Annotated in this window: 27 protein-coding genes, 9 tRNA genes and 3 pseudogenes; 10 read left to right on the top strand and 29 right to left on the bottom strand. The window is 33.1% G+C overall.

The features are described from left to right. Positions 1-395 precede the first annotated feature (395 nt). The 17 genes and pseudogenes from PYW36_RS04630 to hemE form a co-directional block, all read right to left on the bottom strand. Positions 396-539, bottom strand: a pseudogene (locus PYW36_RS04630) (hypothetical protein); the annotation flags it as partial. 98 nt (positions 540-637) lie between these two features. Further along, positions 638-982, bottom strand: coding sequence for a hypothetical protein (locus tag PYW36_RS04625; protein WP_229717281.1), 345 nt, complete (start codon positions 980-982; stop codon positions 638-640). A 214-nt stretch (positions 983-1,196) separates the two neighbouring features. Further along, positions 1,197-1,932 (bottom strand): annotated as a pseudogene (locus tag PYW36_RS04620) (halocin C8 precursor-like protein). 226 nt (positions 1,933-2,158) lie between these two features. Beyond that, entirely contained in the window at positions 2,159-2,374 is a 216-nt protein-coding gene (locus tag PYW36_RS04615) for a hypothetical protein (RefSeq protein WP_037574542.1), read from the bottom strand. A gap of 331 nt (positions 2,375-2,705) precedes the next feature. Then, positions 2,706-2,794 (bottom strand) — tRNA-Ser (locus PYW36_RS04610). 48 nt (positions 2,795-2,842) lie between these two features. Further along, a tRNA-Glu gene (locus PYW36_RS04605) sits at positions 2,843-2,914 on the bottom strand. A gap of 1 nt (position 2,915) precedes the next feature. Next, a tRNA-Asn gene (locus PYW36_RS04600) sits at positions 2,916-2,990 on the bottom strand. 9 nt (positions 2,991-2,999) lie between these two features. After that, positions 3,000-3,073, bottom strand: a tRNA-Gly gene (locus PYW36_RS04595). A gap of 13 nt (positions 3,074-3,086) precedes the next feature. Next, positions 3,087-3,159, bottom strand: a tRNA-His gene (locus PYW36_RS04590). A gap of 12 nt (positions 3,160-3,171) precedes the next feature. Further along, positions 3,172-3,244 (bottom strand) — tRNA-Phe (locus tag PYW36_RS04585). Between the two features lie 10 nt (positions 3,245-3,254). Beyond that, positions 3,255-3,331, bottom strand: a tRNA-Asp gene (locus tag PYW36_RS04580). A gap of 11 nt (positions 3,332-3,342) precedes the next feature. After that, positions 3,343-3,416, bottom strand: a tRNA-Met gene (locus PYW36_RS04575). Positions 3,417-3,513: 97 nt separating this feature from the next. Continuing rightward, positions 3,514-3,588, bottom strand: a tRNA-Glu gene (locus tag PYW36_RS04570). Positions 3,589-3,755: 167 nt separating this feature from the next. Beyond that, entirely contained in the window at positions 3,756-4,310 is a 555-nt protein-coding gene (locus tag PYW36_RS04565) for an RBBP9/YdeN family alpha/beta hydrolase (RefSeq protein ID WP_037574544.1), read from the bottom strand. Between the two features lie 324 nt (positions 4,311-4,634). Beyond that, a complete protein-coding gene (gene hemY, locus PYW36_RS04560) occupies positions 4,635-6,032 on the bottom strand; it encodes a protoporphyrinogen oxidase (RefSeq protein ID WP_103159613.1) in 1,398 nt (465 codons plus the stop codon). Positions 6,033-6,037: 5 nt separating this feature from the next. Continuing rightward, positions 6,038-6,970 (bottom strand): ferrochelatase, encoded by a 933-nt coding sequence (gene hemH, locus PYW36_RS04555; RefSeq protein ID WP_037574547.1) that lies wholly within the window; start codon positions 6,968-6,970, stop codon positions 6,038-6,040. Positions 6,971-6,991: 21 nt separating this feature from the next. Then, positions 6,992-8,035 carry a uroporphyrinogen decarboxylase gene (gene hemE, locus PYW36_RS04550; RefSeq protein WP_037574549.1) on the bottom strand — a complete coding sequence of 348 codons (1,044 nt, stop codon included), beginning with the start codon at positions 8,033-8,035 and terminating at the stop codon, positions 6,992-6,994. A 196-nt stretch (positions 8,036-8,231) separates the two neighbouring features. Between hemE and PYW36_RS04545 the strand changes: the two genes are divergently transcribed. Beyond that, positions 8,232-8,768: an antibiotic biosynthesis monooxygenase family protein gene (locus PYW36_RS04545; protein WP_037574551.1), complete on the top strand. Its 537-nt coding sequence runs from the start codon at positions 8,232-8,234 to the stop codon at positions 8,766-8,768. 256 nt (positions 8,769-9,024) lie between these two features. Here PYW36_RS04545 and ecsB read toward each other — a convergent pair whose 3' ends face one another. Together ecsB and ecsA are read right to left on the bottom strand one after the other, a co-directional pair. Then, complete coding sequence (gene ecsB / locus PYW36_RS04540; RefSeq protein WP_037574555.1) at positions 9,025-10,239, bottom strand: ABC transporter permease EcsB; 1,215 nt, start codon at positions 10,237-10,239, stop codon at positions 9,025-9,027. Then, positions 10,236-10,973, bottom strand: a complete 738-nt coding sequence (ecsA, locus tag PYW36_RS04535; RefSeq protein WP_037574557.1) for an ABC transporter ATP-binding protein EcsA — start codon at positions 10,971-10,973, stop codon at positions 10,236-10,238. Before ecsA ends, ecsB begins: the two co-directional genes overlap by 4 nt. Positions 10,974-11,101: 128 nt before the next feature. On the opposite strand from ecsA, the gene PYW36_RS04530 reads away from it, so the two are divergent. The 5 genes from PYW36_RS04530 to prsA all read left to right on the top strand — a co-directional run bounded on the left by PYW36_RS04530 (position 11,102) and on the right by prsA (position 14,374). Beyond that, a complete protein-coding gene (locus PYW36_RS04530) occupies positions 11,102-11,527 on the top strand; it encodes an HIT family protein (RefSeq protein WP_037574559.1) in 426 nt (141 codons plus the stop codon). A gap of 84 nt (positions 11,528-11,611) precedes the next feature. Continuing rightward, complete coding sequence (locus PYW36_RS04525; RefSeq protein WP_037574561.1) at positions 11,612-11,968, top strand: YtxH domain-containing protein; 357 nt, start codon at positions 11,612-11,614, stop codon at positions 11,966-11,968. Positions 11,969-12,067: 99 nt separating this feature from the next. Further along, positions 12,068-12,598, top strand: a complete 531-nt coding sequence (locus PYW36_RS04520) for an HTH-type transcriptional regulator Hpr (RefSeq protein WP_037574563.1) — start codon at positions 12,068-12,070, stop codon at positions 12,596-12,598. A 52-nt stretch (positions 12,599-12,650) separates the two neighbouring features. After that, complete coding sequence (locus PYW36_RS04515; protein ID WP_103159571.1) at positions 12,651-13,190, top strand: DUF3267 domain-containing protein; 540 nt, start codon at positions 12,651-12,653, stop codon at positions 13,188-13,190. A 209-nt stretch (positions 13,191-13,399) separates the two neighbouring features. Beyond that, positions 13,400-14,374 carry a peptidylprolyl isomerase PrsA gene (gene prsA / locus PYW36_RS04510; RefSeq protein ID WP_103159570.1) on the top strand — a complete coding sequence of 325 codons (975 nt, stop codon included), beginning with the start codon at positions 13,400-13,402 and terminating at the stop codon, positions 14,372-14,374. 314 nt (positions 14,375-14,688) lie between these two features. On the opposite strand, the gene yhaM is transcribed toward prsA, so the two are convergent. The 6 genes and pseudogenes from yhaM to xdrA all read right to left on the bottom strand — a co-directional run bounded on the left by yhaM (position 14,689) and on the right by xdrA (position 22,166). Continuing rightward, positions 14,689-15,630 (bottom strand): 3'-5' exoribonuclease YhaM, encoded by a 942-nt coding sequence (yhaM, locus tag PYW36_RS04505; RefSeq protein WP_103159569.1) that lies wholly within the window; start codon positions 15,628-15,630, stop codon positions 14,689-14,691. Between the two features lie 18 nt (positions 15,631-15,648). Then, positions 15,649-18,576, bottom strand: a complete 2,928-nt coding sequence (locus tag PYW36_RS04500; RefSeq protein ID WP_103159568.1) for an AAA family ATPase — start codon at positions 18,574-18,576, stop codon at positions 15,649-15,651. Positions 18,577-18,579: 3 nt separating this feature from the next. Continuing rightward, entirely contained in the window at positions 18,580-19,767 is a 1,188-nt protein-coding gene (locus PYW36_RS04495; protein WP_103159567.1) for a metallophosphoesterase family protein, read from the bottom strand. A 221-nt stretch (positions 19,768-19,988) separates the two neighbouring features. Beyond that, positions 19,989-20,333, bottom strand: coding sequence for a YlbF/YmcA family competence regulator (locus tag PYW36_RS04490; RefSeq protein WP_037574578.1), 345 nt, complete (start codon positions 20,331-20,333; stop codon positions 19,989-19,991). A gap of 86 nt (positions 20,334-20,419) precedes the next feature. Beyond that, a pseudogene (locus PYW36_RS04485) lies at positions 20,420-21,545 on the bottom strand (DUF445 domain-containing protein). A 156-nt stretch (positions 21,546-21,701) separates the two neighbouring features. Beyond that, complete coding sequence (gene xdrA / locus PYW36_RS04480; protein ID WP_037574584.1) at positions 21,702-22,166, bottom strand: XRE family transcriptional regulator XdrA; 465 nt, start codon at positions 22,164-22,166, stop codon at positions 21,702-21,704. 389 nt (positions 22,167-22,555) lie between these two features. On the opposite strand from xdrA, the gene PYW36_RS04475 reads away from it, so the two are divergent. Further along, on the top strand, positions 22,556-22,801 hold the full coding sequence (locus PYW36_RS04475; RefSeq protein ID WP_103159566.1) for a hypothetical protein: 246 nt from the start codon (positions 22,556-22,558) through the stop codon (positions 22,799-22,801). Positions 22,802-22,924: 123 nt separating this feature from the next. Here the strand turns inward: PYW36_RS04475 and PYW36_RS04470 are convergent, their stop codons facing one another. The 3 genes from PYW36_RS04470 to PYW36_RS04460 all read right to left on the bottom strand — a co-directional run bounded on the left by PYW36_RS04470 (position 22,925) and on the right by PYW36_RS04460 (position 24,392). Continuing rightward, positions 22,925-23,137: a DUF6007 family protein gene (locus tag PYW36_RS04470; protein WP_037574590.1), complete on the bottom strand. Its 213-nt coding sequence runs from the start codon at positions 23,135-23,137 to the stop codon at positions 22,925-22,927. A gap of 684 nt (positions 23,138-23,821) precedes the next feature. Beyond that, entirely contained in the window at positions 23,822-24,142 is a 321-nt protein-coding gene (locus tag PYW36_RS04465) for an LPXTG cell wall anchor domain-containing protein (RefSeq protein WP_103159565.1), read from the bottom strand. Beyond that, positions 24,087-24,392 (bottom strand): fibronectin binding protein, encoded by a 306-nt coding sequence (locus PYW36_RS04460; RefSeq protein WP_115346993.1) that lies wholly within the window; start codon positions 24,390-24,392, stop codon positions 24,087-24,089. The genes PYW36_RS04465 and PYW36_RS04460 overlap by 56 nt, the downstream gene beginning before the upstream one ends. 332 nt (positions 24,393-24,724) lie before the next feature. Between PYW36_RS04460 and PYW36_RS04455 the strand changes: the two genes are divergently transcribed. Next, entirely contained in the window at positions 24,725-24,859 is a 135-nt protein-coding gene (locus PYW36_RS04455; RefSeq protein WP_258026770.1) for a hypothetical protein, read from the top strand. Between the two features lie 34 nt (positions 24,860-24,893). Here the strand turns inward: PYW36_RS04455 and PYW36_RS04450 are convergent, their stop codons facing one another. Further along, positions 24,894-25,568 carry an IS6 family transposase gene (locus tag PYW36_RS04450; protein WP_103159634.1) on the bottom strand — a complete coding sequence of 225 codons (675 nt, stop codon included), beginning with the start codon at positions 25,566-25,568 and terminating at the stop codon, positions 24,894-24,896. Positions 25,569-25,639: 71 nt separating this feature from the next. Between PYW36_RS04450 and PYW36_RS11365 the strand changes: the two genes are divergently transcribed. After that, positions 25,640-25,876 carry an asparagine synthase-related protein gene (locus tag PYW36_RS11365; protein WP_115346992.1) on the top strand — a complete coding sequence of 79 codons (237 nt, stop codon included), beginning with the start codon at positions 25,640-25,642 and terminating at the stop codon, positions 25,874-25,876. Next, positions 25,866-26,195: a hypothetical protein gene (locus PYW36_RS04445; RefSeq protein WP_115346991.1), complete on the top strand. Its 330-nt coding sequence runs from the start codon at positions 25,866-25,868 to the stop codon at positions 26,193-26,195. The genes PYW36_RS11365 and PYW36_RS04445 overlap by 11 nt, the downstream gene beginning before the upstream one ends. Positions 26,196-26,197: the final 2 nt, after the last annotated feature.

The following is a 26,197-nucleotide window of genomic DNA, read 5'->3' as shown; positions in this document are numbered from 1 at the left end:
TGATTTTCTCATATATATTTTGGTACTAACAATGATCACTTTATTGAATCACTTAATAAAATTAAGCCTGTTGATAGAAACGGTACTTACCATCCATTTTTTACTGTTACTTGAGGGGCTGTGTTGTATTAATCTTTGACCAATGAAAGGAGCGCTATTCATTGATTGATAAAGACCAATATAAAGTAAAAGTACTACTTATAATGATATTAGGTATAACGATTGCCTCATTGACATTACAATTTATTATCGGGGCATTATCTTTATTTTTTATTCTCCCTCCTCTATTTTTAATGTTTGTACAAACTTTTCTATTTAGAAAAAATAACGGCTAGTGAACCACTCACTAACCGTTAAAAGTATAGACCCCATAAATACACCGTCATATCAACGTTATCATCAAATACTTGGTGCTCAAAATCAAAATCTAACAACAATAAGCTAACAGAATTAGTTTCTAACTGATTTTCACCAATTCTAACCGACAATTCTTTTATTGCTTTATAAAGTAATCGAAAACTTTCTTTTTCTTTTAACATAGAAATACTCCTAACATATTAGAATCACCAAGATACAGCTTCTTTTAATGTTACTCCCAATGTATGAGCTTGAGATTCTGATAAGTGAGCAGCTCGCCCTACTCTGATAGCACATCTCTCACAGAATTAGCAGGAACCTCACTCCACTTCAACATCGGTTTCAATTCTTTAACTAAAGGATTATAAGCTTTATTAAAAGCATTAACAGCTTTCTTTCCACCAACTTTTTCTACCACTTTAACTGCCTTACTTTTATTATTAATTATTACTTTAATAGTAGTCTTAACAATCTTTGTAGCTCCAATTCGATTTTGAGCATCTGGATTCACTGGTAAAATAGGGTTTCTATTTATTTTTACTCCATCTACCGTTATATAGAGGTTGAATATTAGTATTAGTTGTTGTTCTAGAATGCTCATTTTTAACACTATTGTCTTTAGCATCCGCCAATGGACTAATCGTTGATAATAAAACTGCACTCATTAATAATGTTCCGATATTATTAATATAATAAGAAGCTCATTTTAAAATTCAAAATTCCGAGTAACTTAAGGCCTCAAATTTATTACTTCTTTTTATTAAAATACATCAATGTAATTACAATAGAATATACAAAGAGAAATATCATTATAAACATTGTCATGTAATCACCTTTTCCTATTTACAAATATAGTTTGTTGCACCCGTACAACCAAGAGAAGTTATTAGACCACAAATTGCGGCTAATGAAAATCCTCCCCAACCGGTAGTGATACCTAATGCTGCAGCAGCGGCCCAACATCCTCCTGCTCCACCAGTACCACATAACGCACCGACTGCCCATTCGCACCAACCACGTTCTTTAGGTGGTAAATTTTTAAAGGATTCTTCTTCGATTTTATCTTTAGAAGTAATTTTAAAATTTTGATCATAGTAATGACCTTTTTGGTCTATGTTAAACTCATAGTATGGTTTATCATTTAAAATACCTTTCATGTTAATATATTCTTTATTATTATGTTTAACAAATTTTGAATACATCATGTGATTATAAAAAATATCTTTGTTTGATTCATTATATTTTAATTCAATCATAGAGAGATTATTGTTCTTTCTAGCTAATTCTTTACCAAATATAAAATTAACTGAATATACATTAGTGTTTTCACCTTTATCTAAGTGAACAATAATATTTTCATCTTTTATCGAATTAATAGAAGTTGAATTTGCATGTTTCTTATAAATATCTGATTTTTTAATCTTTCTAATAATATCTTGCTTAGATTTACTATCAACATTACTTGTAGGTTTACTTACCGCTTTACTTTCAGCACTTGCATCTCGAATCCCTAGGGAAAAAACAAAAACTTAAAAGCATGACAATAGACAAAGTAGAGAAAACTACTTTTTTCATTTTTATTACTCTCCTTTAATAGTAATATGAAAACACTTTCATATTATCAAACTTTAAAATTTATTTAGTTTTAAATTCGGAAGTGTTGCATTTTTATTCTTAAGTGTTATTTTTATAGCTATGAAAAATCTTTTATTTAATTAGAAAAGTTGATTTTATTTAATACACATTAAAATTTACGTAATTAAAAACAGGCTATCCGTTATGGCTAGCCTGTTTTTTATTCTTATTTAACTTCTAATTTACCCCACAGAGCTTTTTCTTTAAGTAACTTTTCTTCTTTATCTGTTATCTTACCAATAGGCATAAAGAAGTTATCTTTCTGATTTGCACCTTTTGCAGCGTATTTAAAACGTACCCACCATAATTTGTTTTCTACATCTTTTATCTCTTGATCAAACGGTACCCATTCGCCAGAATTAATCCAAGACCTTTCATCCATTTGTTTTACCTTCTTCCATGAGCACGGCTTACAACAAGTGGATTCCTATTACTTTTAAATACAATGGATTTCTTTTCATTACTATACAGAAGTCTACTTACATTTACATCATGAAACTAAATAGAAAAATTAATAAGAAGATTTATGCTTTAGAAGTAATGTAATTGTCAGGTACGTAATAAGTAAAAAATCACGTTCTCGGGACGCTTCAAGGAGGTTCAATATTAAATACGACTTTTAACAAGAGATAGCCAAATAAAACAAAAAAACGTCATATCAACGTATACAGATACGTGATACAACGGTAAATTAACAGAATATAAGCAAATAACGGAGAGTGAGGGATTCGAACCCTCGAGACGCTTGTGGCGCCTACACACTTTCCAGGCGTGCTCCTTCGGCCAACTCGGACAACTCTCCATGATATTAAATAAAAAAATCAGAAGCGATGTTTCACTTCTGATTTGATGACCCCTACGGGACTCGAACCCGTGTTACCGCCGTGAAAGGGCGGTGTCTTAACCGCTTGACCAAGGGGCCATGGCTCCACAGGTAGGACTCGAACCTACGACCGATCGGTTAACAGCCGATAGCTCTACCACTGAGCTACTGTGGAACAATAAAATGGAGCGGGTGATGGGAATCGAACCCACAACATCAGCTTGGAAGGCTGAGGTTTTGCCATTAAACTACACCCGCATTTTACGATATGGGCGGCTGATGGGAATCGAACCCACGAATGTCGGAACCACAATCCGATGCGTTAACCACTTCGCCACAGCCGCCGTGATTGAAAGTGGTTCAGGACGGAATCGAACCGCCGACACAAGGATTTTCAGTCCTTTGCTCTACCGACTGAGCTACTGAACCATATTAAGAATGGCGGTCCCGACGGGAATCGAACCCGCGATCTCCTGCGTGACAGGCAGGCGTGTTAAACCGCTCCACTACGGGACCTAAATGAAATATTGCGGGAGGCGGATTTGAACCACCGACCTTCGGGTTATGAGCCCGACGAGCTACCGAACTGCTCCATCCCGCGGTAATATTATTAAAATCGGCTACCTTTTTATAATACCAATTTTTGTAATGAATGTCAACGCTTTTTTAAATTTCTTTTAATTTTGTTAATAAAGAAATGGTGACTCCTACGGGACTCGAACCCGTGTTACCGCCGTGAAAGGGCGGTGTCTTAACCGCTTGACCAAGGAGCCAAAGCGTTTGAACTCTTAAGGACTTTTTTAGTATATATATAGTTCATTAAAAGGTCAACGCTTTTTTACAAAGAATTCGTGTAATTCTACCGTTATTTACGTAAAAAGAACACGATTTGTTTCAAAATAATACCATAAAAGTACCCTATTCTTTCGTAATGACTCATTCAATCAAGTTTTAAAATGATTTTTTGTTTTAAGAAGCTAAAAGTTTCATAGCCATCTTCCTCACAAAAATGACCACCTTGCTCAATCGTATATAATTTTGCATCTAGCATATGACTTAACTCTTCCGTATATGAATAAGGTACAGTTTCATCATTTTTGGATGCGATACAAAATCTGTGGTTTAATTTTTGCTTTAAGTTTTCGAAATCAATATTTTGATCCATAAATGGATTAAGTTCTGGTAAATGTGGGAGATAATCTTTAAATCCTGAAACCATCGCTATACCCCCGATGTGCGATACATTTAAGTCATTTATAAATTTTAAAGTAGTAATCACTCCCAAACTATGAGCAACAAATAATGTATCACCATCAATAGACGTGGCTTGTGTCTTCAATGCTGGTAGCCATTCCTCTACATCAGGGGCATCTGGGTTTGGCAAGTCAATAATTTTAACATCATGGCCTTCAAGCTCTAAAGCATTTTTTAACCATTTAAACCAGTGCTTATTTTCATTTGCATGGTACCCATATACAATATAAACATTTGTCACTTAAATACGCTCCTTCCCAATTCATCAACATATACGTGATAGTAAACAATTATATATAAAATCAACTCACATTAAATCATTGTAAATCGTTAAAAATCACAATACATATTTCATAAAAGGGGTTTACCCAAATTGATAGATGCGTAAAATTAATGTTTTATTTTATCAATGTAGCGTCAAGCATTCATTACATCACGTAACAATGTTGAATCTATCTTTAAGAAACAAAAAGTAATTTTAATCTAATAAAACTGACATTGATAAACCATTAATAATAGAAAAAGACGAAGACATGCACTGCCCTCGTCTAAGATGTATTATAAACTATATTCTAGGAATAAGTCTCTGAACGGCATCTTGTGCTTGTCGAATACAATCTGGCAACCCTACCGCTTCAAATGGTGCCCCCGTTATTTGTAAATGTGGATATTCTCTGTAAATATGTTCTTGTATTTTTTTAATTTCATGAATATGACCTACGTGATATTGAGGACTGGCATGTGGCATTTTATTGACGATTGTAAAATCAGGTTCGCCATAAAAAGTCATCATCTGTGATAAATCTTTTTTGGCAATTTCGACCAATTCCTCATCACTATGTGTTTCAACAATATCATCACCTGGCTTACCGACATAGGCTCTTATCAAAACTTTACCTTTTGGTGTTGTGTGCGGCCATTTTTTTGTCGTCCAAGTACAAGCTGTTATAGACGTATCACTTGTTCTTGCGATAACAAATCCTGTTCCATTCGATGTATTTTTGATATTTTTTTCGTCAAACGCAAAAACAATCGTCGCAACAGATGATGCTTCAAGTCGGCTGAAATAATCAAATCCAGGATCTGTTTCAAACCATTTATGAAAGACTTGATGTGGCGTTGCAACGATAACACCGTCATAAAAAGTCGGCGCCTCTTGTGCTGTCTCCACATTATACCCTTTTTGTTCGCTAATCAAATCAGTGACGGGTGTTTGATATTTAAAATGAACGTTGTTTTGTTTTAACCATTTTTCAAGCTGTTCGATAAACGAGAAAAGACCATTACGAAATTGTTTAAATTGGCCTTGTGGCCCTTCTGTATTGTGAGAATGTTTTTTTTCACGATCCAATCGTACTTTTTGCATTCCCTTAATGATACTCCCATGTGTATCTTCTAACGTTTTGAAATTTGGAAATGTACTCATTAAACTGAGTTGGTCAATATCAGTACCATAAATACCGCTTAGTAATGGTTCGATTAAATTTTCTAGAATCTCATCACCCAATCGATATCTAAAAAAACTACCTACCGATAAATCCTCTTTCATTTCAATCGGTTTACGTTTCAAGTCTTTTAATGCACGCAATTTCCCTTTCATTGATATGAGTTTTGTAGACATGAAAGGTTTTATGTCCGTTGGAACTCCTAAAATAGCACCACCTGGTATCGGATAAAGTTTGTTTCGCGCAAAAATAAACGATTGCCCTGTTTTATTGGTAATAATCTCCTCATCCTTAATACCAATATCTTTTGCCAATTCCGTCATAATCGTTTTACGACCTAAATATGATTCAGGACCCAGCTCAATAGTGTAACCGTCTCGTTGTACAGTTTTAATTTTACCACCAGGTTGATGAGTCGCTTCATAAACTGTGACGTCAATATGAGGATAATGTTTTTTTATAAAATAAGCACTAGAAAGCCCAGTAATGCCTGCACCAACAATAGCAATTTTAGTCATCTCATTCACACTTTCTCGTAAATATTTGAAATTTCATCCACGATAGCACCAATAAATAAAGGGTGGATATCCGGCATAGGCGGTCTATGGTAAGTTGCACCTATTTCATCACAAACCACTTTACATTCATAATCATTGTCATATAGTACTTCGAGGTGTTCGGCGACAAATCCTACTGGTGTATAAATGAAGTGTTCATATTTGTTTTCTTTGTAAAGTGCTTTTGTTAAATCTTGGACATCTGGTCCTAACCAAGGCGTCCCCGTATTGCCCTCAGATTGCCAACCGATAGCGACATTTTGAATGACCGATTGTTGTTGTATGGCTTTAGCTGTATTTTCAAGCTCCATAGGGTAAGGATCATTGCTTTCTTTAATCATTTTTTCTGGTAAGCTATGTGCCGAAACAACAAGCACAGTTTTGGCATGTTCTTCCTGAGGGATGTTAGCAAGAATTTCATCTACGCGCATCGTCCAATATTCTTGAAACTTTGGTTGTTGATAGTAATGTTTGACATGGAAAAGACGAATTCCATATTCGTTCGCCTTTTCTTCTGCGCGTCGATTATAAGACCCCACTGAAAAATTAGAGTAGTGTGGTGCTAATACAACTGTTACCGCTTCTGTAATACCATCGTTGTTCATCTTTTCAACAGCATCTTCTATGAATGGGTGGATATGTTTTAAACCGATATACAATTTAAACTCTATATCTTCATATCGTTCATTTAATGCATCACGTATGGCTTCTGCTTGACGTTCCGTAATTTTGGCAAGTGGTGAAAGCCCCCCTATCGCTTCATAGCGAGAAATTAAATCATTCAATTCTTCCTCGCTAGGCTTACGGCCATGTCGTATATCTGTATAATAAGGTTCGATATCACTTTTTTGATACGGTGTGCCATAAGCCATGACAAGTAAACCGACTTCTTTTTTCATCCAAATCCGTCCTTTTTCACTCTATTTTAATTTTGCCCCTGTATAATCATGTACAAATTTTGATACGCGTTGTAATGTTTCTGGCTGAACTTCTGGAAAAACACCATGTCCCAAGTTAAAAATATGTTTACCATGCGTTAACCCTTGATTCAAAATAGGTTTCAAACGTTCTTCAATCACTGGCCACGGTGCAAGTAAAATACTTGGATCTAAGTTACCTTGAATAGTTTTCGAAACACCTTGATGATGCGCTTCAAGTATTGAGGTTCTCCAATCTAATCCTAATACGTCAATAGGTAAATCATTCCATGAGGTAATCAGATGGCTTGCCCCTACACCAAACATAATCACCGGCACTTGAAACGCTTTGATGCCGTTAATTAATTTTTCCATACATGGCTTAATATAATAATCGTAATCTGCTTGATTCAGTGCACCCACCCATGAATCAAAAACTTGTATTAACTGTGCACCAGCTTCAACTTGAGCCCCTACATATGTAATCGACATCTCTGCAAGCGTGTCCATTAATTTAAACCAAGTTGTCTCATCACTGTACATAAGTGCTTTCGTCTTATTGTAGTTTTTGGAGGGACCTCCTTCAATCATGTAACTTGCTAAAGTGAAAGGTGCACCCGTAAAACCAATAAGTGGCACATTTAACTTTTCAGTTGTCAGCAATTTGATAGTTTCTAGGACAAACGGCACATCTCTTTTAGGGTCAATTTGACCTAACTTTTCAACATCACTTAATGACTTAATAGGGTTAGAAATCACAGGACCTATTCCCGATTTAATATCCACATCCACCCCAATCGCTTTAAGTGGCGTCATAATATCCTTATATAAAACTGCCGCATCGATTTGATATTGTTCAACAGGTAATGCTGTGACATATGCACACAGTTCAGGTTGATGTGTAATATCAAATAATGAATATTTCTCTTTTAATTTTCGATATTCGGGTTGTGAGCGTCCGGCTTGGCGCATGAACCACACGGGTGTATGTGTAATTATGTCCCCTTTTATAGCTCGTAATATCGTATCGTTAAACGGTGTATTCATGAGAACCTCCTTCTAAACTTCATTCTTATTAACTATAGCATATTTCCGCTTCATAACGCTTTCAAGGAACTCAAATGTCATAAAAGTTTAAAATCTCAATTTACACTTTTACAATCATTTTATTTGGGTAATATAAATGGTGGTCTTTTACTATAAAAGAAAGTATAATAAGTTCAATATTAAGGAGGCGAACACCATGAAACTCTATATCACTTATGGAACATATGGATATATCCATCAAATCCAACTCAATAATAAAGATAGAAATTTAATGATTTTTTCTTCAGAAGAGCGTTCAGTCTTAATAGAAGAAACGGATAAAGAAAGTGTTTTTCAACAACCTAAATCTTTTCGTTCTTTAACGCGTGTAGGAGACATTTCAGAAGAAGATTTTCAGGCAGTAATCTCAATACCAACATCAGAAGACCATAAATATCAACTTGAGAAAAAATTGGATAGTTATTACCCTAATCTTTCGGAATATGAAGGTTATAAAAGCTTCAGATTACTCAAACCAGTCAAGGATAATGTATATAAAGTAATGTTTGGTTTTGAATCACGTACTGCTTTTGAAGATTTTAAAAAATCATCCGTCTTCCGCGAAAACTTTTCGAAAGAAGCTGTACGCGCTTTAGCAGGTGTCACAAGCACTCACAGTTCATATTTAGAACGCTATTTCTATCCAATTACTGAGGAAGAAATCGCAAACCAACAGCAAAATGTTGAACAGTAAAAGCAAGATAAAATATAATAAGAGATAAATTTAAAAATAGCCATCAAAATTTACCGTGAGATAAATTTTGTTGGCTATTAAAATATGGTTTAAATAAATTACTGACATTTAGGTGTCCCTATTTTGCAGTCATTTCAGAAGAATATCTTTATTTAAATCATTGATTCATCATGACTCTAGAACAATCAGTTAAAACATAACATTTTTATATGTGACAATATTAAACCTGAGGGGTCGAATTCCACTTTTTTCTGTTTTAATCTTTAAGCAAGGATTCTTGATATTTTAATTTTCTAATGGTTGATTTCACAGTTGCTATCCCTACTGCAAAAATGAACATGACTAAATATAGCTCGGTGGGATTCATGATGATATAGATAAGGCTAAATAGAATCCCGACGATTATAACAGTGCGATAAAGAAATTGCTCATATCCTTTAATCACTAATAACTCTGATGCCGGCCAAACTTGTGGCCATAATCCGTATGCTTCTTGCGTATAAAATTGAGACATTTGTAAAATAATTATATACATTCCTAATACAGCAATGAGGATACTAATAATAGGTTGATGTAACCAAATCATGAGTGCTGCTACAATAATAAATAATCGAATGGTTAAATGAAAAGCATCTTTCCCACGCAAGAAATTTCGTTTAAATAAATAGAGGTACATCCCTTTTTGGTTAAATTCTTTAGGTTTTTTAAGAAATACATCTAAATATTTACGTCTTGAGGCAGGCGCTTCAATCCCTTTCACATCTGTAAACATATTGACAAATTTATAATAATTCGATTGATGTTGTTTGGCTTGATTAAGCATTAACTCCCATGGAAAGTGTTTCTTATCATTAAAGCTTTTAAACATATAGATAAGAATGATAATAAATACAAGACTTCCCATTGCCATATAAGATTGGCCGTCTAACCAAACATAATAACTTGAAACATAAAAGATAAAAAGCAACAGATTAATGGAAGCATTTTCTAAACCAAATAAAAACCATTGCCATCGCAATTGTAATCCGATAAAAGGTAACACAAAAGCGAGTAATACTAGCACGATAAACGAGAATAGCTCGTTTGGATGTAGGGCGTTTAATAAAGGATAAAAAATAATTAATAAAACAATTTGTAATGGCAAACGTTTAAAATAACTTGTATAAACACTTTGTTGAATGTAATGTCTCATTTGCTTTTCAAATGGGAGAAGAAATAGTTCATCAGCCTTTTGTAACAATGTTTTTAACGGAAAAATAGAACTCAATCCAAGCACGATTGAAATGATGAGTGAATAATTAATGCCAGTTGGAATGGTGCGTAACCATTGACCATATCCTAAAATAAATGCACCTAATAAAATAACAAGAAAAACAGAAAAATGCCCATTAAAGATGAATTTATTATAGTATTGTTTTTCCTTTTGATCTTTTTGCCGGCGTTTCACATAAAGCTGTTTTGCATTGTTCATGTTGTTATGCCTCTTTCAGTCACTTTAATGTAGATTTCATCTAAAGTTTGATGAGGCATTTTTGTTTGTGCTCTAAGTTCTTCTAAATCTCCCATGGCTACAATTTCACCTTGGTCCAAAATAATGAAACGATCACAATATCGTTCTGCAGTTGCCAGTATATGTGTACTCATTAATACTGTGCGCCCTTCTTTTTTCTTTGATTCCATTAAATCTAACATAGATTGGATTCCCAGTGGATCGAGCCCTAAAAAAGGTTCATCAATGATATACAATTCAGGGTCTACAATAAAAGCACAAATAATCATCACTTTTTGTTTCATACCTTTAGAAAAATGACTTGGAAAGACATCGAGCTGACTTTCGAGTCTAAAGTTTTTTAGAAGTGGTTTCGCTCGTTCCATTGCCGTTTCTGCATCGATACCATAAGCCATTGCCGTCATTTCGATATGTTCTTTTAAAGTTAACGTATCATAAATGACCGGAGACTCTGGAATATAAGATAGACGCTTACGATAAGCTTCAATATTTTCTTTTATATTAATACCTGAAATAGACATTTCTCCTTCCATTGGTGTAAGTAATCCAAGTAGATGTTTGATTGTTGTACTTTTTCCGGCACCATTTAACCCGATTAGTCCAACAATTTCTCCAGGTTGAAGTGTAAAACTAATATTTTTGATGACTGGAGTTTGGCCATAGCCCCCCGTCAAATCAGTAACTTGTACAGTCATTATCCTGCACCTCCGTGAAATTTATTGTACAAAAAAACAGCTTTCTTTACCATCTTTAAACGTTTTTCTCACGTTACATGTGATTCAACAAATGCTATAATATTAAAAAAATGATGGGAGCGGATACCATGTCTGAAACAATTTTTTCAAAAATCATCGCCGGAGAAATCCCTAGTTATAAAATTTATGAAAATGAATATGTATATGCATTTTTAGATATTTCACAACTGTCTAAAGGGCATACATTACTCATTCCTAAAAAAGCCTCACCCAATATTTATGAAACCGATGTGGAAACAATGCAACATATAGGAGAAGCTTTACCTATAGTCGCCAATGCTATTAAAGAGGCATTTAATCCAGACGGACTAAATATTGTTCAAAATAATGGTGAATACGCATCGCAATCTGTTTTTCACATTCATTTCCATTTAATTCCACGTTATAAAGAAGGGATGGACGGATTTGACTATCAATGGGAAACGCATGAGGATGCTTTTAATGATGAAGAAAAAGCAGCAATTGCGAAACAAATTGCAGATCAAATCAAATAATCAATATATACTTCACCCCATGAATGAATAATTTTCGGTTATAATGGGTATGTTAAATTAAAAGTGCTTCAGAGGAGGAAAAGTATGAGAGCCTTACAAATATCACTAGGCCTTGCAGCTGGCGTGGCAACTGGATTGGGTGTAGCGCTAACGCAACGTAGCAAAAGTACACGTATCGAAAGTACAACTGTAGAACGGCCTAAATCCGAATTAGAATTAGAAGTTGATAATATTAAGCGCAGTGTGAATGACATTTTAGGTTATGTCAATGACATCAAAACAGAAAGTCAAAGCGTTGCGGGTACAATCGGTGACGAAATCAAAACAATGATTAGTGAATTTCAATCTGATATCAACCCGAATATTGAACGTTTACAATCCCACATTGAAAATTTACAAAATCGTGGCGAAGAAATCACAAATTTTCCATCTAAAAAGTAAATTTGTAGTGTTTATCAACAAATAATTCGATATAATAGTATTAAAACATGATACGCTCAGTATCATGTTTTTTTATAGCTAAAGAAAGGAGCGGTACGTATGACTGAAAAACAAAAGCAAATCGAAAGTATCCTTTTTACGCATAAAGCAGCCATGTTGTCTAAAGTCATTTGGAAAAATGCTGAACGTGATTGGCAAAAGTGGTTACGCAAGTCAGGCATAACGATGAATGAACACCTTATTTTAATGACTATTTACGCATTTGATCGCGTAACAATTTCCGATATCTCACGTTATGGTGTCATGCATGTTTCAACAGCCTACAATTTTGCTAAACGTTTAGAACAACAAGGGCTTTTAACGCTTGAAAAAGACACCCATGATAAGCGAAATACGTTTATACATTTAACAGATAAAGGCACTGTACTTATCGAGAATATATTTGAACAATATAACATTGATAATAATTCAGTATATCAAGCCTCTGAACAATTCAGTTCAGAAATGTTCCATAAACCTAATTTTAGTGATGCCCATTATTTAGTGGCTAAAATACATGGTAAAGACTTTATTGATGACGTTAATGCGTGTCATGATCATTTAAGGAAACATTTACTTGACGCGGAGTAATTCAAAGTAGATAATACAGTTTATCTATTAAATATTTAAAGGAGTATGCATTATGTTAAATTGCTCGCGCTCAATAGATATACATTCGCGTTTTGGGCTACCACGTATCGCTTTTATAAGTTTTGTCACAATGGTGATTACATTTTTTATCAGTTTTGAAATCTTTCATTTCAGACAAAATGTGACACTCACAGACAAGCATTTTTTTCTATTTTTAGTCTTATTATTTTTATTATATCCTATTCATAAAGCGATACATTTGTTAACGGTTTTCCCCTATTTCAAACATTTTCGAATGCATAAACTCATAAGACACAGTTGGTTACCGTTTTATAATATCTATATCGATAAACCTATACACAAAATTTATTTTTGTATATGTCTTATTATGCCTTTGTGTATTATCACTATTGCAATGGCATTTATAGCGCGAAGTTTCCCTGAGTATGGTCATTATGCTATGTTTTTACTCGCTTTAAATGCAGGCTATTCTGTTATGGATATTCTATATTTAAAAATCATTGTATTTTCCCGTCAAGGTGATTACATAGAAGAACATATCAATGGTTTCATGATCCTTGATGAGAAGTAATTGTTTTTCATCTTCAGAATTTTGTAATTATCATTTTATAAATGTAGTTTATATTAAATCGTGATTTATCCCTCATACTTTTTTGAGGTCTATTTCACGGTTTTTTTGTTTCTCGTAAAATAGTCTTAGATTTATCCTTCTTCATTGGTATGAGGTTAACATTGTGGTAATATAATTTGTGATAATTCAAAAATAAAGGAGCTAACACAATGAAGAAAGGTTTACAGAAAATGATTATCCCTATTACAGCGAGTGCCGTTCTTTTAGGGGCTTGTGGGAATGATACACCTTCATCAAAAGATCAAACGCTCATTTCTTCAAAAGCTGGTGATGTTAAAGTAGAAGATGTGATGAAAGAAATAGGTAAAGACCAAATCGCTAGCAACTCGTTTAAAGTATTATTAAGTAAAATTTTAAAAGACAAATATGGTGACAAAGTAAATGATGATGATATTGAAAAACAAATTGATAGTGAAGTTAAAAAATACGGTGGTAAAGATCAATTTGAAAGCCTTTTAAAACAACAAGGCATGACGATGGATAAATATAAAGAGCAACGTAAAATGATGGAATATCAAAAAGCTTTATTAAATGAAAAAGTAGATATTTCTGACAAAGAAATTAAAGATAATACGAAAAAAGCTTCTCATATCTTAATCAAAGTTAAGCAAGACAAAAATGACAAAGAAGGCCTTTCCGATAAAGAAGCTAAAAAGAAAATCGACGAAATTAAAAAGCAACTCGATAAGAACCCTAAAGACTTCGATAAACTAGCCAAAGAAGAGTCTATGGATTCAAGTAAAGATAAAAATGGCAGTCTTGGTTATGTTGTAAAAGGCCAAATGGTTAAGCCGTTCGAAAAAGCGCTATTCAAGTTAAAAGATGGCGAAATTTCTGATGTCGTTAAAACAGACTACGGCTATCATATCATTCGTGCAGATCAACCGACTGACTTTAATAAAGAAAAATCAAAATTAAAAGAAAAAATCACTCAAAATAAATTACAAGAAAAACCTGAAATTTTAACTGATGCTTATAAAAAACTTTTAGACGAATATAAAGTGGATTACAAAGATAGTGATATTAAAAAGGCGATTGAGGATAACATTTTAAATCCTGAAGCCTTAAAAGAACAAGCTGCCCAAGGCGATATGCAAAGCGGACAACAAAATATGGGCATGTAAAATTGCAAAGGTGCTAGGATAATCTCATATCCTAGCACTTTTTTATACCTATTTTCATGAATTACCATCAAATTTTTATAAAAAAGGTTCTTTTTTATTTCGAACTGGTGTATAAGTTATAAAAACTGTTTTACTCAGGTGAGTGATATTAAAATAGCCATCAATGGTCAAGTCTTTAAGTTCCCACAACGAAAAAAGGACTTTAGCAATCCATTATTGCCTAACTCCTTCATTTAATATGACCAGTCCGGTTTGACAGAGTGCCATAAAAAACAGGCGTTACTTTCAAAAGAAGTACGCCTGTCTTTCATAGATTAATCTAACTTTTCAGGTTTATAAAATTGTCTATTTTCTAAACCAAATATACGTTCAGTAAATTGCCCTTTTTCAATTTTTTTAAACGCTTTATCAAACATGTTCATACGTGCATCAATATTGTCAATAAAATGAAGAATTTCCGCTTCTTTCACATGAGGTAATTTTGGCGAGCCATATTCTAATTTACCATGATGAGATAAAATAAGGTGGCGAAGCAATAAGACTTCTTCTCCTTGGATTCCTAGTTCTCGCGCTGCTTCTGCTACTTCTTCGCTCGCAATAGAAATATGGCCAAGTAAGTTGCCTTCTAAAGTATAGCTTGTAGCGATGGGGCCTGAGAGTTCTCTCACTTTCCCCATATCATGTAAGATGATTCCACTGTACAGTAAACTTTTATTTAAGTTTGGATAAATTTCACATAGTCCTTTAGCAATTTGTAACATCGTAAGAACATGATAACTTAAACCACTTACAAAATTATGATGATGTGAACTCGCAGCTGGAAACGTAAAAAATGCTTCATCGTATTTTTGAAGTAGATGACGTGTAATCCGTTGTAAATTTGCATTTTCAATTTCAAAAATGAAAGATTGCATTTGTGATTTGATTTCAACTAGACTCATAGGTGCCCCATCAATAAAATCTTGTGTTTTAAGTCCATCTGTCTCGGTTGCAACACGAAATTGATTCACTTTCATTTGTTTTCGACCACGATAATTAATCACATCGCCTTTAACATGAATAATCAGTTCAGGCTTTAAAGTTGCCATATCTTCTTTTGTGACTGTCCATACTTTAGCTTCAATTTCTCCACTTTTATCTTGAAGGTGCAAAGTCATATAGTCTTTACCTTGAGCCGTCACACCTTGTGTTGCTTTATGCACGAGGAAAAACTGATCCACGGCATCGCCGGGTTGAAGTTTTTCTACATTTCTCATATTAAAACGCCTTTCTTATTAATGTTTCTCTATTTTTTCCAACGTTACCAATTGTTTTGACGGAATATGATTATCTTTTGAGCAAGTGAAATATAAGACTTGATATGCGTCAGGTAAATCTCTTAAATATTTAATCATTCTATTATGACGTGTCACATCGAAATGAACAAACGCATCATCAATAATGATTGGTAACGAATAGTAAGGTTTTAAAATCTTAATCAAGCTTAATCGCAGTGAAATGTATAACAACTCTTTCGTCGATTGACTGAGTTCAATAGGTTGATACATTTGACCATCTTGGTGTTTCACCATTACTTGCTCATTTTGATATGTCACTTGCACATATTGGCCATCAGTAAGAGTATGATAAATGTCCGTCGCTTCATTAACAACTTGTGGCAATCGTTTGTCCTTTATTTGTTTAATGTGTTCATCGACCAGCGTTTCTAAGTAACTTAATGCTGCCCAATCTTCTGCTGCTGCATTTAATTGATTACGTAAAAGTTGATAACGATGACGTAAATGTCTCAATGTATCGTCTGTTTCCATATGATTAATTTGCGCATTTAAGTCGCTAACTTCACTTTGTAATTTTAAATATCTATCATTATAATCATCAATTTGTGAAGAAAGTTTTGTGTGCTCTTCTTCTAATTGGGCGGTCGTTTTATCACTTAATTTAGAGCTTTCTTCATACCCATAATTTTGATTTTCAAGGTATTGCGTTAAATCATTAAATCGAGAGAGTCGCTGATGGTAAGATTGATAATTTTCATGATGTCTGTAATAACTTTCTTCATCAATTGCCCCGATATAATTAAATAACTTTTGGATGATACCTTGATTTTCATTAAGGCGATGTTTCAAATGCTTTAACTCTTTATCAAGTAACTCCAATTGTTCATGATTTCGATGATGTTGTGCACGATTACTGTTCGTACGACTTAACCATTCTCGAATATCATGGAATAGAGTTTCACGACCTGTATTTGGAAGTGATTCAGAAACTAGTGTATGTGCATTGTCATAGAATGTGTTTAGCCCCTCTTTTAGTTGTTGCTTTTTCATCTCTAAAGCTTGTAGATGGGCATGTTGTTCTTTAATGTGATGAATCGTCATCATCGCATCTATTAATAAATCATCAGACAATTTTTCAGAAACATGCATTTCTGCTTTCGCATGATTGATTTTTTGGTTCACATTTTGTAATTCTGATTGAGCAGTTTCTAGTTGTTGTGCCACATGTTTTTGTTTTGTTTTTAGCACAATTAAATTTTGTTTACGTTGATGTACTTGATCGCGTAATTGATATTGATCTGTCAAATCAAAATTCAAATCATATTGTTTTCTTAAACGATTGACTTCATTTTCTAGCTGAACAATTTCTTCTGAAAAGCGTTCAGTATGTCCAACCGTTTTAGTACGTATGGCGAAACAACCAATAATGAATATTACCGCTAAAACTGCAAAGACAATTACAAAAGGGAGTGTCTGTGCAACAAATGAATACACTGCCAAACCTGCCGATATTAATGCGAGAATAATCATCGCAATCCTTAAAGTTTTCTGTTGTTTTTCTTTTTGACGTTGCTCTGTGTCAAATGCTTCTTTCATTTTCGTAAAAAGATTTTTCTTTTCACGTAATTCTAATGCACGCTTATCATATTCTTTCTTTTTAGCAAAATTTTCTTCAGAAACCAGTTGCTCTTGCAATGACCCAATTTCAGATTCTGCGGATTGATGATCGACCTTTAAGCTTTCATTATTTTGTTGTGCTTGCTGAACAGCATAATGTAAATCGCGTTTTTCTTTTAACAAGTCACTCAAATGACTTTTTTGAACATCAGAACTCTCCACATCAGTATGAATGGCTGACCATCCGATGTTTGACATTAATCCATCAATTTGTCTTTCTGTATTTTCAATTTCTCGTTCTGTTTGTCGATAGTCTAACGTTTGTTGTTTAATGGTTTCCTCTTTTTTGGACAAAGATTCAAATGCTTGCGTCAACTCATCAGAAGGGATAAAAAGTCCGTTGTTTTCCTGTGCTAATTGTTGTTGTTTTTCTTCACGCAATCCGATATCTCGTTTCAATTGTTCAGTTTGAAACTTCGCATTTTCATAACGATCAATCCCTTGTTCTGGAAACTCTAGCGGCTCAACATTTAAATCTGCCTCTAAGCCTTTCCATTCTTGAACTTGATCATGCAAGGCTAACTCTTTTTGCTTTGCTTCAAAATAGCCTGTGAGTTGATTTAAATTTGCTTTAACATGCTCTAACCGACGAGAAGTTTTATCTCGTTCATCCGTAAGTCGTTGATAGGTATCCAATTTAGAAGTTTCTTCTCTTATTTGTGTTTCTAATTGTTTTAATTCTTCTACTTGTCTATTTATTTGAGGATTTTGACCTGTTTTTTTATATAGCGCTTGCTTTTTTTGATTGATTAAATCGCGCATCCCAATAAACTCAGTTGAACCTAAAGCCCCTGCTTGCATTAAATAATTTTGCAGCTGTTGCTCATTCATATTTTGATGTATGTTCTGTAGCCCCATGACGCTAAATGAGAAAATATCTTGGTAGGTGCGCTTGTTGATAAAATTAAGATTTTGTTCAAGCCAACTTTCATCTTTGATAGAACCGTTAGGTAAAAAGACTTTAACGTCTCCTTGTGCTCGACCTTTTACGCGTTCAACGTCGACTTCAGAACCATCATCCATCAATAAAGTCACTCGTCCCCCATAATGATTTCCTAGTCGAGGCTCTAATCGTGGTTCGTTCTCACGTTTTGTAGGGAACCCAAATAAAATAGAATGAATAAATGCTTGAAGCGTGGATTTGCCCGCTTCATTTTCACCATAAATTTCTGTGAAATGCGTATTAAACTCAACTTTTCGTTGGACAAATTGGCCATAACCATAAATTTCAACGGATTTAATTTTCATGTGTTAGTGGCCCCCTTTCAATTCAGCATCGATAATCTCTTCGGCACGTGTGATGAGTGCTTTACGATCTAAATTAGTAAAATTATTGAGATATCGTGAAGTTTTGGGATTCATGTATAAATCATTCAAAGCATTTTCGAATAAATCATCTTGCGCTAACATTTCTTGTGAAAACTCATTAATGATAGAAGACTTTTCAATTTCAGTGTAATGCACTGATAATTCATCAATGAGCACAAAATGATGCTCGTTTTCTTCATATTCCGTAATCATTTCATTTAATTGGATTAACGTTTGAGGATCGATACGTTCATCGCCACTGACGTCAATACGTAATCGATAAAATGCTCTTCCTTGAGGGCGCACACTATCTTTAAACGCTTGAATGATATCATATAAATGATGCTGTCCGATTTGATCTGTCTCAATCACCGCTGATTCAAATCTTATAAATTGCGTCGGCACAAAACGTGTCTTTAAGGACACATAGTCTCCTTCAACAATCAAGCACCCTTTCTCACCTTGTTCATTAAAGTGACGACCTTGAATGTTGCCAGGATAATGAATTTGAGGCAGGTCATTCAACTGGTCACGTTTATGAATATGTCCGAGCGCCCAATAATGATATAATTTTGCGTTCAAGTCTTCGAGTCGAAATTCAGTATAACGATCTGATACGCCAGATTTACTATATGTACCATGTAGCAAACCGATGTTGATGACAGAGTGACTATCACTTGTCGGATAATCATCTATTTTATTTTCGTAACTTTCATTTTGTTGATAACTAAAACCATGTAAATATACCTTTTCACCATTTTTCGTAATCGTTTGATACGTTTCAACTTGATTAGAAAATACAGTTACATTTTGTGGCCAATCCGAGATTAAACTATCAGAGAGTGGATCATGATTTCCGTGAATAACGTAGACAAAAATTTGCTCTTTATTTAATCTTTCAAATTGTTGTTTTAAAAATACTTCAGCTTTTAAAGTTCGATTTTCAGCATCAAATAAATCACCACAAATCAACATAAAATCAACTTCTTCACGTAACGCCAAATCAACAATCGACTTAAAGCTTTCATATGCACTATTTTCAACATCTTTAAGAATATTAGGACTTAAAAATTGTTTGGAGGCAAATGGACTATCTAAATGTAAATCTGCACAATGCAAAAATTTAACCATACATGCATACTCCTTTATTAATAATCTTTAACAAGCCAATTACATCATATGTATTCATTTATTTTACCATATTTATGGGTATTTAGGTGAGCAGTTTCAATGCTAAAACAAGTGAAAATCCTACGAGTTTAAAGTGTTTTGAACAATGTATATGTTGATGTTTCAAAAGAAAAAGGCAGGCAGAACAATATGTTCTCCCTGCCTTGAAACTCAACCAACGATTAGTTAGCGTAAATTTCATCTAAAGGTTTAACAATAATTTGATTGATTTCTTGGAATACTTGGCTCATTTTTTGTTCTGCAGCCATTAATTCAGAAATGTTTTGGTCTTGTTCGATTTGTTGCGCTTGTTCTTGCGCTTTTTGTAAATCTTCTTCTGAGATTTCTTCACCTTGCATTTGTTTTTGTTGGAAGTTTAATTGTGTTTCACGGAACTCATCAAATAATTTTTTTGAATTTTCATCTTCGTTTACTTTTGCGTATGCGTCTTGAATCGCTTTGTATTCGTCGCTTTCACGTAAAGCTTGTTCTAATTTGTTTGCATGATCGTATAAATTTACAGCCATTGGAATCTCTCCTTAAGTTGTTTATTAGAAGATTGGTTTAAACCTACCAATCTCACTCCTTGCTTACAATACCATATTTTAAAGGGTTATACAAAAATTGCAATCAATCCTTGGAAAAATCCAATAATTCCGCCTAAAATGAAGCCTAAAAGCATAATTAATTTAAGTTCTTTATTCGCAATTTCGAAAATCAGTCTTTCAATATAATCTAAATCAAAACGATTAATTTGTTCTTCGACAAGGCCAGCAATATTGACCTTTTTAAAGATGGGGGTTAAACGTTTGCCAAGCGTAGAAATGATAAACGTTGTCAATTTTTTGGCGCCCTCACTTTTTAGATAGGCGAACATATCTGGTGCTAATCGATTTAATGGGGTATGCATTTTTTGTTTAATCTGCAAATGGGATATGCATTCTTCAATAAACTTCTCTAATTTATCATTAAATTGGTCTTTAGTAACGATATCACGAATTGGCATCGATTTAAGACGCTGATATTCTTCTTGAATTTGTGTTTTCAGTATTCGTTTTGCTTTAGGATGTTCAGATAATCTTAATAATTCTGCTTGCACTCGTTCAGCAATCGCTTCTTTTGTCATAAACATTTGTAACATTGACAGTATACGACTTTTCTCATTAAAAAAGGTCTCAATCATCTCAAAAATATCATGATATCCTTTATCTGACGAAATATAGTATCTTGCACGCTTTAAAATAACTTCATCTATTTGAAGTACTTTTTCATCTATAGTATGCATCAAATTTTGAGGAACAAGCGTTTCTATTTGTTCATTTTCTATCTCGAGATATTTTTTGTTCAAACGTTCATTTAGAAAATGTTTTATCCATGTTTCTGTTTTTTCATGTAAATCAATATGAAAATCTTGAACAAGTGATTGGAGTGTAACTTTATCGGATTGCAATGCCGTAATTTGTTGTTGAACGGTATTATAAATTGAGGTATGCATCGCTTCACTCGTTATCTTTTCTCTAACTAAAGATTCTGTTAATAGGTGCTCCTCAACGACTTGTCCAATTTTTGATGCTATCTCTTCTTTTAGGTACGAGTCCCGGTGTAAATGGAATACGTTTTCCGAATATGTAGTAGGCCTTAAACGGATGAAATAGCATTTTTATCGCAATCATATTCGTCACCCCACCTATTAAAGCCCCTATTAACGTCATTCCTAAAATTATTAACACCACTTTCATTCATCCATCACCTTTTCACCAAAGTTATAGAATAAGAAATATAAAACAATCGTCATTTCTTATTCATATACTTCCTATATTTTTCCACAATTGGAAATTTAAAACAAAAAAAGTTGACTCTCTAGGGGTAAAGAGTCAACTCTGAATGTATATAAGTTATGCGCGAATAAGATCTTCTTTCACATTACGTTGAAAGTAAGTTTCTGCTTCTCTTAATTTCGGTGTACCGAATACAGGTTGTTTTTCAGTGTCTAATATACGATAAAGTTCACTTACTTTATTACTTTGTAAGATATATCCACCTTTAGTGTCAAGGGTATCCCAATAAATATCACTAATTGTAGAATAATTTGGGTATGCAGATTGACCACGTGAAATTGTTTGAACCATTTCTAATGGATCACAACCGAACGTACTATTAAGCACTTCTGAATCTCTGAATAAAGAACAAATAGAAACGCAAGTCGTCCAGTTAGGTAAAACGCGCTCCTTTTCAATTTGTACTAAAGTCTTTTTTGATAAACCAATTGTTTGAGCCATTGTATCTTGCGTATAACCTGCTTCAATACGCACCATTTTGAATTTCATTTGAATTAAATCAGTAAAACTTTGTCTATCCATTACTCTATCTACCTTTCTAGTTTGTAATTTATCCGCACACAAGTAATTGCAATTCTACACAATTCTTGAAACACAAATTACATATTAATACAAAATCCGAAAAATGAAAAGAGCGTTTTTGTAGAAACATTATAATTTGTAATAGCCACAATTGTCGCAAAAATCAAAATCATCATCTTTTAATTTTACTGATACATAACAGCTAAATATCAGTATGTTCAACGTTTGAAACTCATGATTTTTCCAAAGTGAAAACAGACATCTATTGACGGGGTTGTAATATTATTATTCAATAAAATAGAATGAAGGCTAATTTTTACATTTTCAGTTATATGCTTTTTCAAATAATATGAATTAAAAATGAATAGTTATACATAGCGAGGTGAACTATGATATTAATATTGTTACTTTCATTATTATTAGCAGTGAGTATCGTCATAGGAGTATTTCGAAGTACTAAAAAGATATTTAATTTGAGTGCGATATTGATGACTATCTTCATATTCGTTGTTGATTTTTGGTTGCATGGATGGCACAAAGAGTCATTTAAAATTATCTTGATTTGTATCGTTATTATTGTCTTTGAAGTGTATCACATCAAAGTTAAGATGGGACAAATGGGTACTAAACGTTAATATTATTTAAATATAGTATTTTTTAAACCGTTGATCTTTTTAAGTGATCATTGGTTTTCTAATTTTGACGCTAATTCTCCTAAACAGTGTGAACTACTACAAAATATAAACTTGTCTAGTTATTTACTGACGTTTTTTAAAGCGATTATAAATATATTGCACACTTACACAAATACCAATTGCTGTAAAAATAACAATAAATAAATTCAAGAAAATTTGCCATAAATAATCATCAGGTAAATAAGAAAAAAGAAATGCGCTTGGAATAAACCATAAGAGATCCATCCATCCCATACATTTCAATGCTTGGTCTAATTCACTAGTATTTCTTTTCATTAATGCTCACCTCAATCATTACTATCTTTTATGACTTTGTAACTCCAAATACAATCTATTTATTTTTTGATTTAAAATGGTCGTAATTTTCTATAAAGAAAAACACGAAAAGCGTCACCAACAAAACAAAGAGTAACTGTGTTGTATTTTCTATATCTAAAAATATGTACGAAAATATCGAAATTATAACAAGAAAAGCCAACTTTAAGAATAATTTCTTCAATCCATTTCTCATAAAATTTCCTCATTTATTCTTCTAATAACCATTTTATTTCACTATAATCATAAGCATTCTTAACCTTTTTTCCATCAATTTTTACCGTGGGCATTTCTTCAATATGTTCATAATCTATTCTTTTTGATCACTCGCCATATTTTTCCAAGCGATACAATTACGGTTTTTATATAGATTTTTAATCTGTTTTTCCTCTGAATCTGACAAGTTAAGTTTACGTAGGACATTTTCGAGTAATTTCGGTTTCAATTGGTAGTGTTAGTTGAGACATGTTATAAATTTTATACATATAAAGTTCCTCCGTATCATTTTGTTTGTGGTTATTCATTATTATACGCGAGGACTTTATTTTTTTGAAATAATATATAAAGAGAATCGATTAAGTAAAAATGATTTTACCTAATCGATTCTCTTTTTTGGCTAGGAATTATGTCCCAGCCCCATAACCATTATTTACTAACCTTTTTTCTTCTTAATAGCGTTAATCCTAATAAACTCATTAATCCTCCTAATAAAACAGCATTTTTATTAGAACTTTTACCAGTATTTGGTAAGGCTTTCTGTTTTAATTTTACGTCTTTTCTTGTCTCAGTCATTTTATTTGAATCACTTATTTGAACTGTGTTAAATCTTTTAAATTTTGGCCTTTCACCTACAACGGTTGTTTTAATTGAATGTTCATTTTTCACTTTAACCTGGTTTACTTCAGGTGAATTAGACAAAATCTGTTTTTGGCACAGGAGGGATTTCACTATTTTCTTTTGGCGCATTCACTTTCGGAACTTCAGGTTCTGAAGGCATCTCTAGCTCGTCCTCTTTTGGAGTTATAGGAGGAACAAAGCTGTTCGGTAAAGTATCTTCTTCCTCTACGCGCCCTTGATTAGAACCACCAAAATGTGACGTCGTATCTTCTACAAATTCAATTGGGTGATGTGCGCCTGTTTTGAACGAAGGTTTATCTTTTTCTGTGTCTGCAACCAAAAATCCCAGTATATGAGTTGCATTAACATTAGACTTCACTCATTATATAGCGCTAAATTATGCATTACAATATGGTTATATTAAATATATATTAACTATAAATAAAGTTTATTTTACGTCTTATAATTGCATAATATGTTTCTTAATTTTTGTTTAATCCATTCAGCAAATAGGAAAAAAATACTTTTCATTAAATTAAGAAATAAGCAAAACGTAAGAGTGTTTGTTTTGTGAGAATTTAAAGAAGGCAATTTAATGTTTTATAGATGTGGCAGAAAAGTACCAAATTTATATAATCATAAAGAGACAAGTATACGATTAGTAGTTGATATTTATAAATCCAAAATTTAAGTGGGAGAGAGGCACAAATAATGCACCTAAAAACGCTTATTTTAAAAGACGTGTACCATGGAACGAGCAATACTTCGTTAGAATTAGTTTTAAAAAAGATTTTAGAGGATTATGGGGAGAAAATTTTTGGCTCTGTTGCAAAGTTAGAAAGATAAGTATCTAACCTTATGTTTAAAATAATACTTCGTATTAACTAGCTAGCATGATGCTAATTACACGGCATGGCGAAAACCCATAGATCTGAAGAGATCTGCGGTTCTTTTTATATAGTCCATAAATACATTCAATGCCTTTGATTGTATTCTTTGCCGTATTGATACTTTGATAACTTATTTTCTTTGATTTGATATGACGATGATCTTGTTCAATGAGATTATTTAAATATTTAGAGGTACAATGACAGTTGGGGGTAAGTTTAAAATCTTTAATCACTTTGGACATTGCCACCTTCGTTGAAAGTGCTTGGTCTGTAATTATCATTTGAGGCTTGCCAAATTGTTGAATAAGACGTTTAATAAACGTATATGCTGAGTGATTATCTCGTTTCTTACGTAACGAAATATCTAGTGTATGGCCATCTGCATCAATAGCGCGATATAAATAATGCCATTGCCCTTTAATTTTGATATACGTCTCGTCTATATGCCATTTATAATAAGCTTGCTTATTCTTTTTCTTCCAAATTTGATACAAAATAGGAGCATATTCCTGTACCCACCGATAAATTGTTGAATAATGAACATAGATGCCTCGTTCTCTCAATATTTCAGATATATTTCGATAACTTAATGCATATCCTAGATAGTAGCCAACGGCTACAGTAATGACATCTTTGTCAAATTGTTTATATCTGAAATAATTCATCCTCTGCACCTCATTTTTGTTTACTATTTATTATACTATATTTCTAACTTTGCAACAGAACCGGAAATGACATGGAGAGGGATTACTGGAATAATAACTACTCAGAATTTGTGAAGTTTGAGGTCAAAGAAAATTACTATTATGATTACTTGAAATCTATGTATGTAGATTTAATAATGTATGATTGTCATTTTGAAGATCGTTTAGCATCATTTTGGGGGTTAGAAAACAGAGTCCCATTTCTAGATTATGATCTAGTGAATTTTTCGATTAATTTGTCACCAAAGCAACAAAAAATTGCTGTATGATAAAAAAATTTTAAGAAGATCACTAGAAAAAAACCTTCCTCCACATATAACAAATAAAGAAAAAACACCTTTTTATTTTGGAGAAGGTGAACAGCATATTAGAAATATGCTGTTGGAGTTTTTTAAATATAATAACTATCAGTTATTGAAAGAGATTTCAGATAATCAACATGAATTTAATAATTTAACAAAAAGTTTAGAATTTAACTTTTCGAAAGATAGAGCTATAGAGCCATTTATTAGGTATATAAATGTAAAATTATTAAAAAAATGTTTGCTGAAAGAAAACACAATCAACGTATTTAAAGGAGTTGTATAAAT

This window comes from Staphylococcus chromogenes, from assembly GCF_029024625.1.
Taxonomy (GTDB): domain Bacteria; phylum Bacillota; class Bacilli; order Staphylococcales; family Staphylococcaceae; genus Staphylococcus; species Staphylococcus chromogenes.
This window is presented reverse-complemented; position numbering and strand designations above follow the sequence as displayed.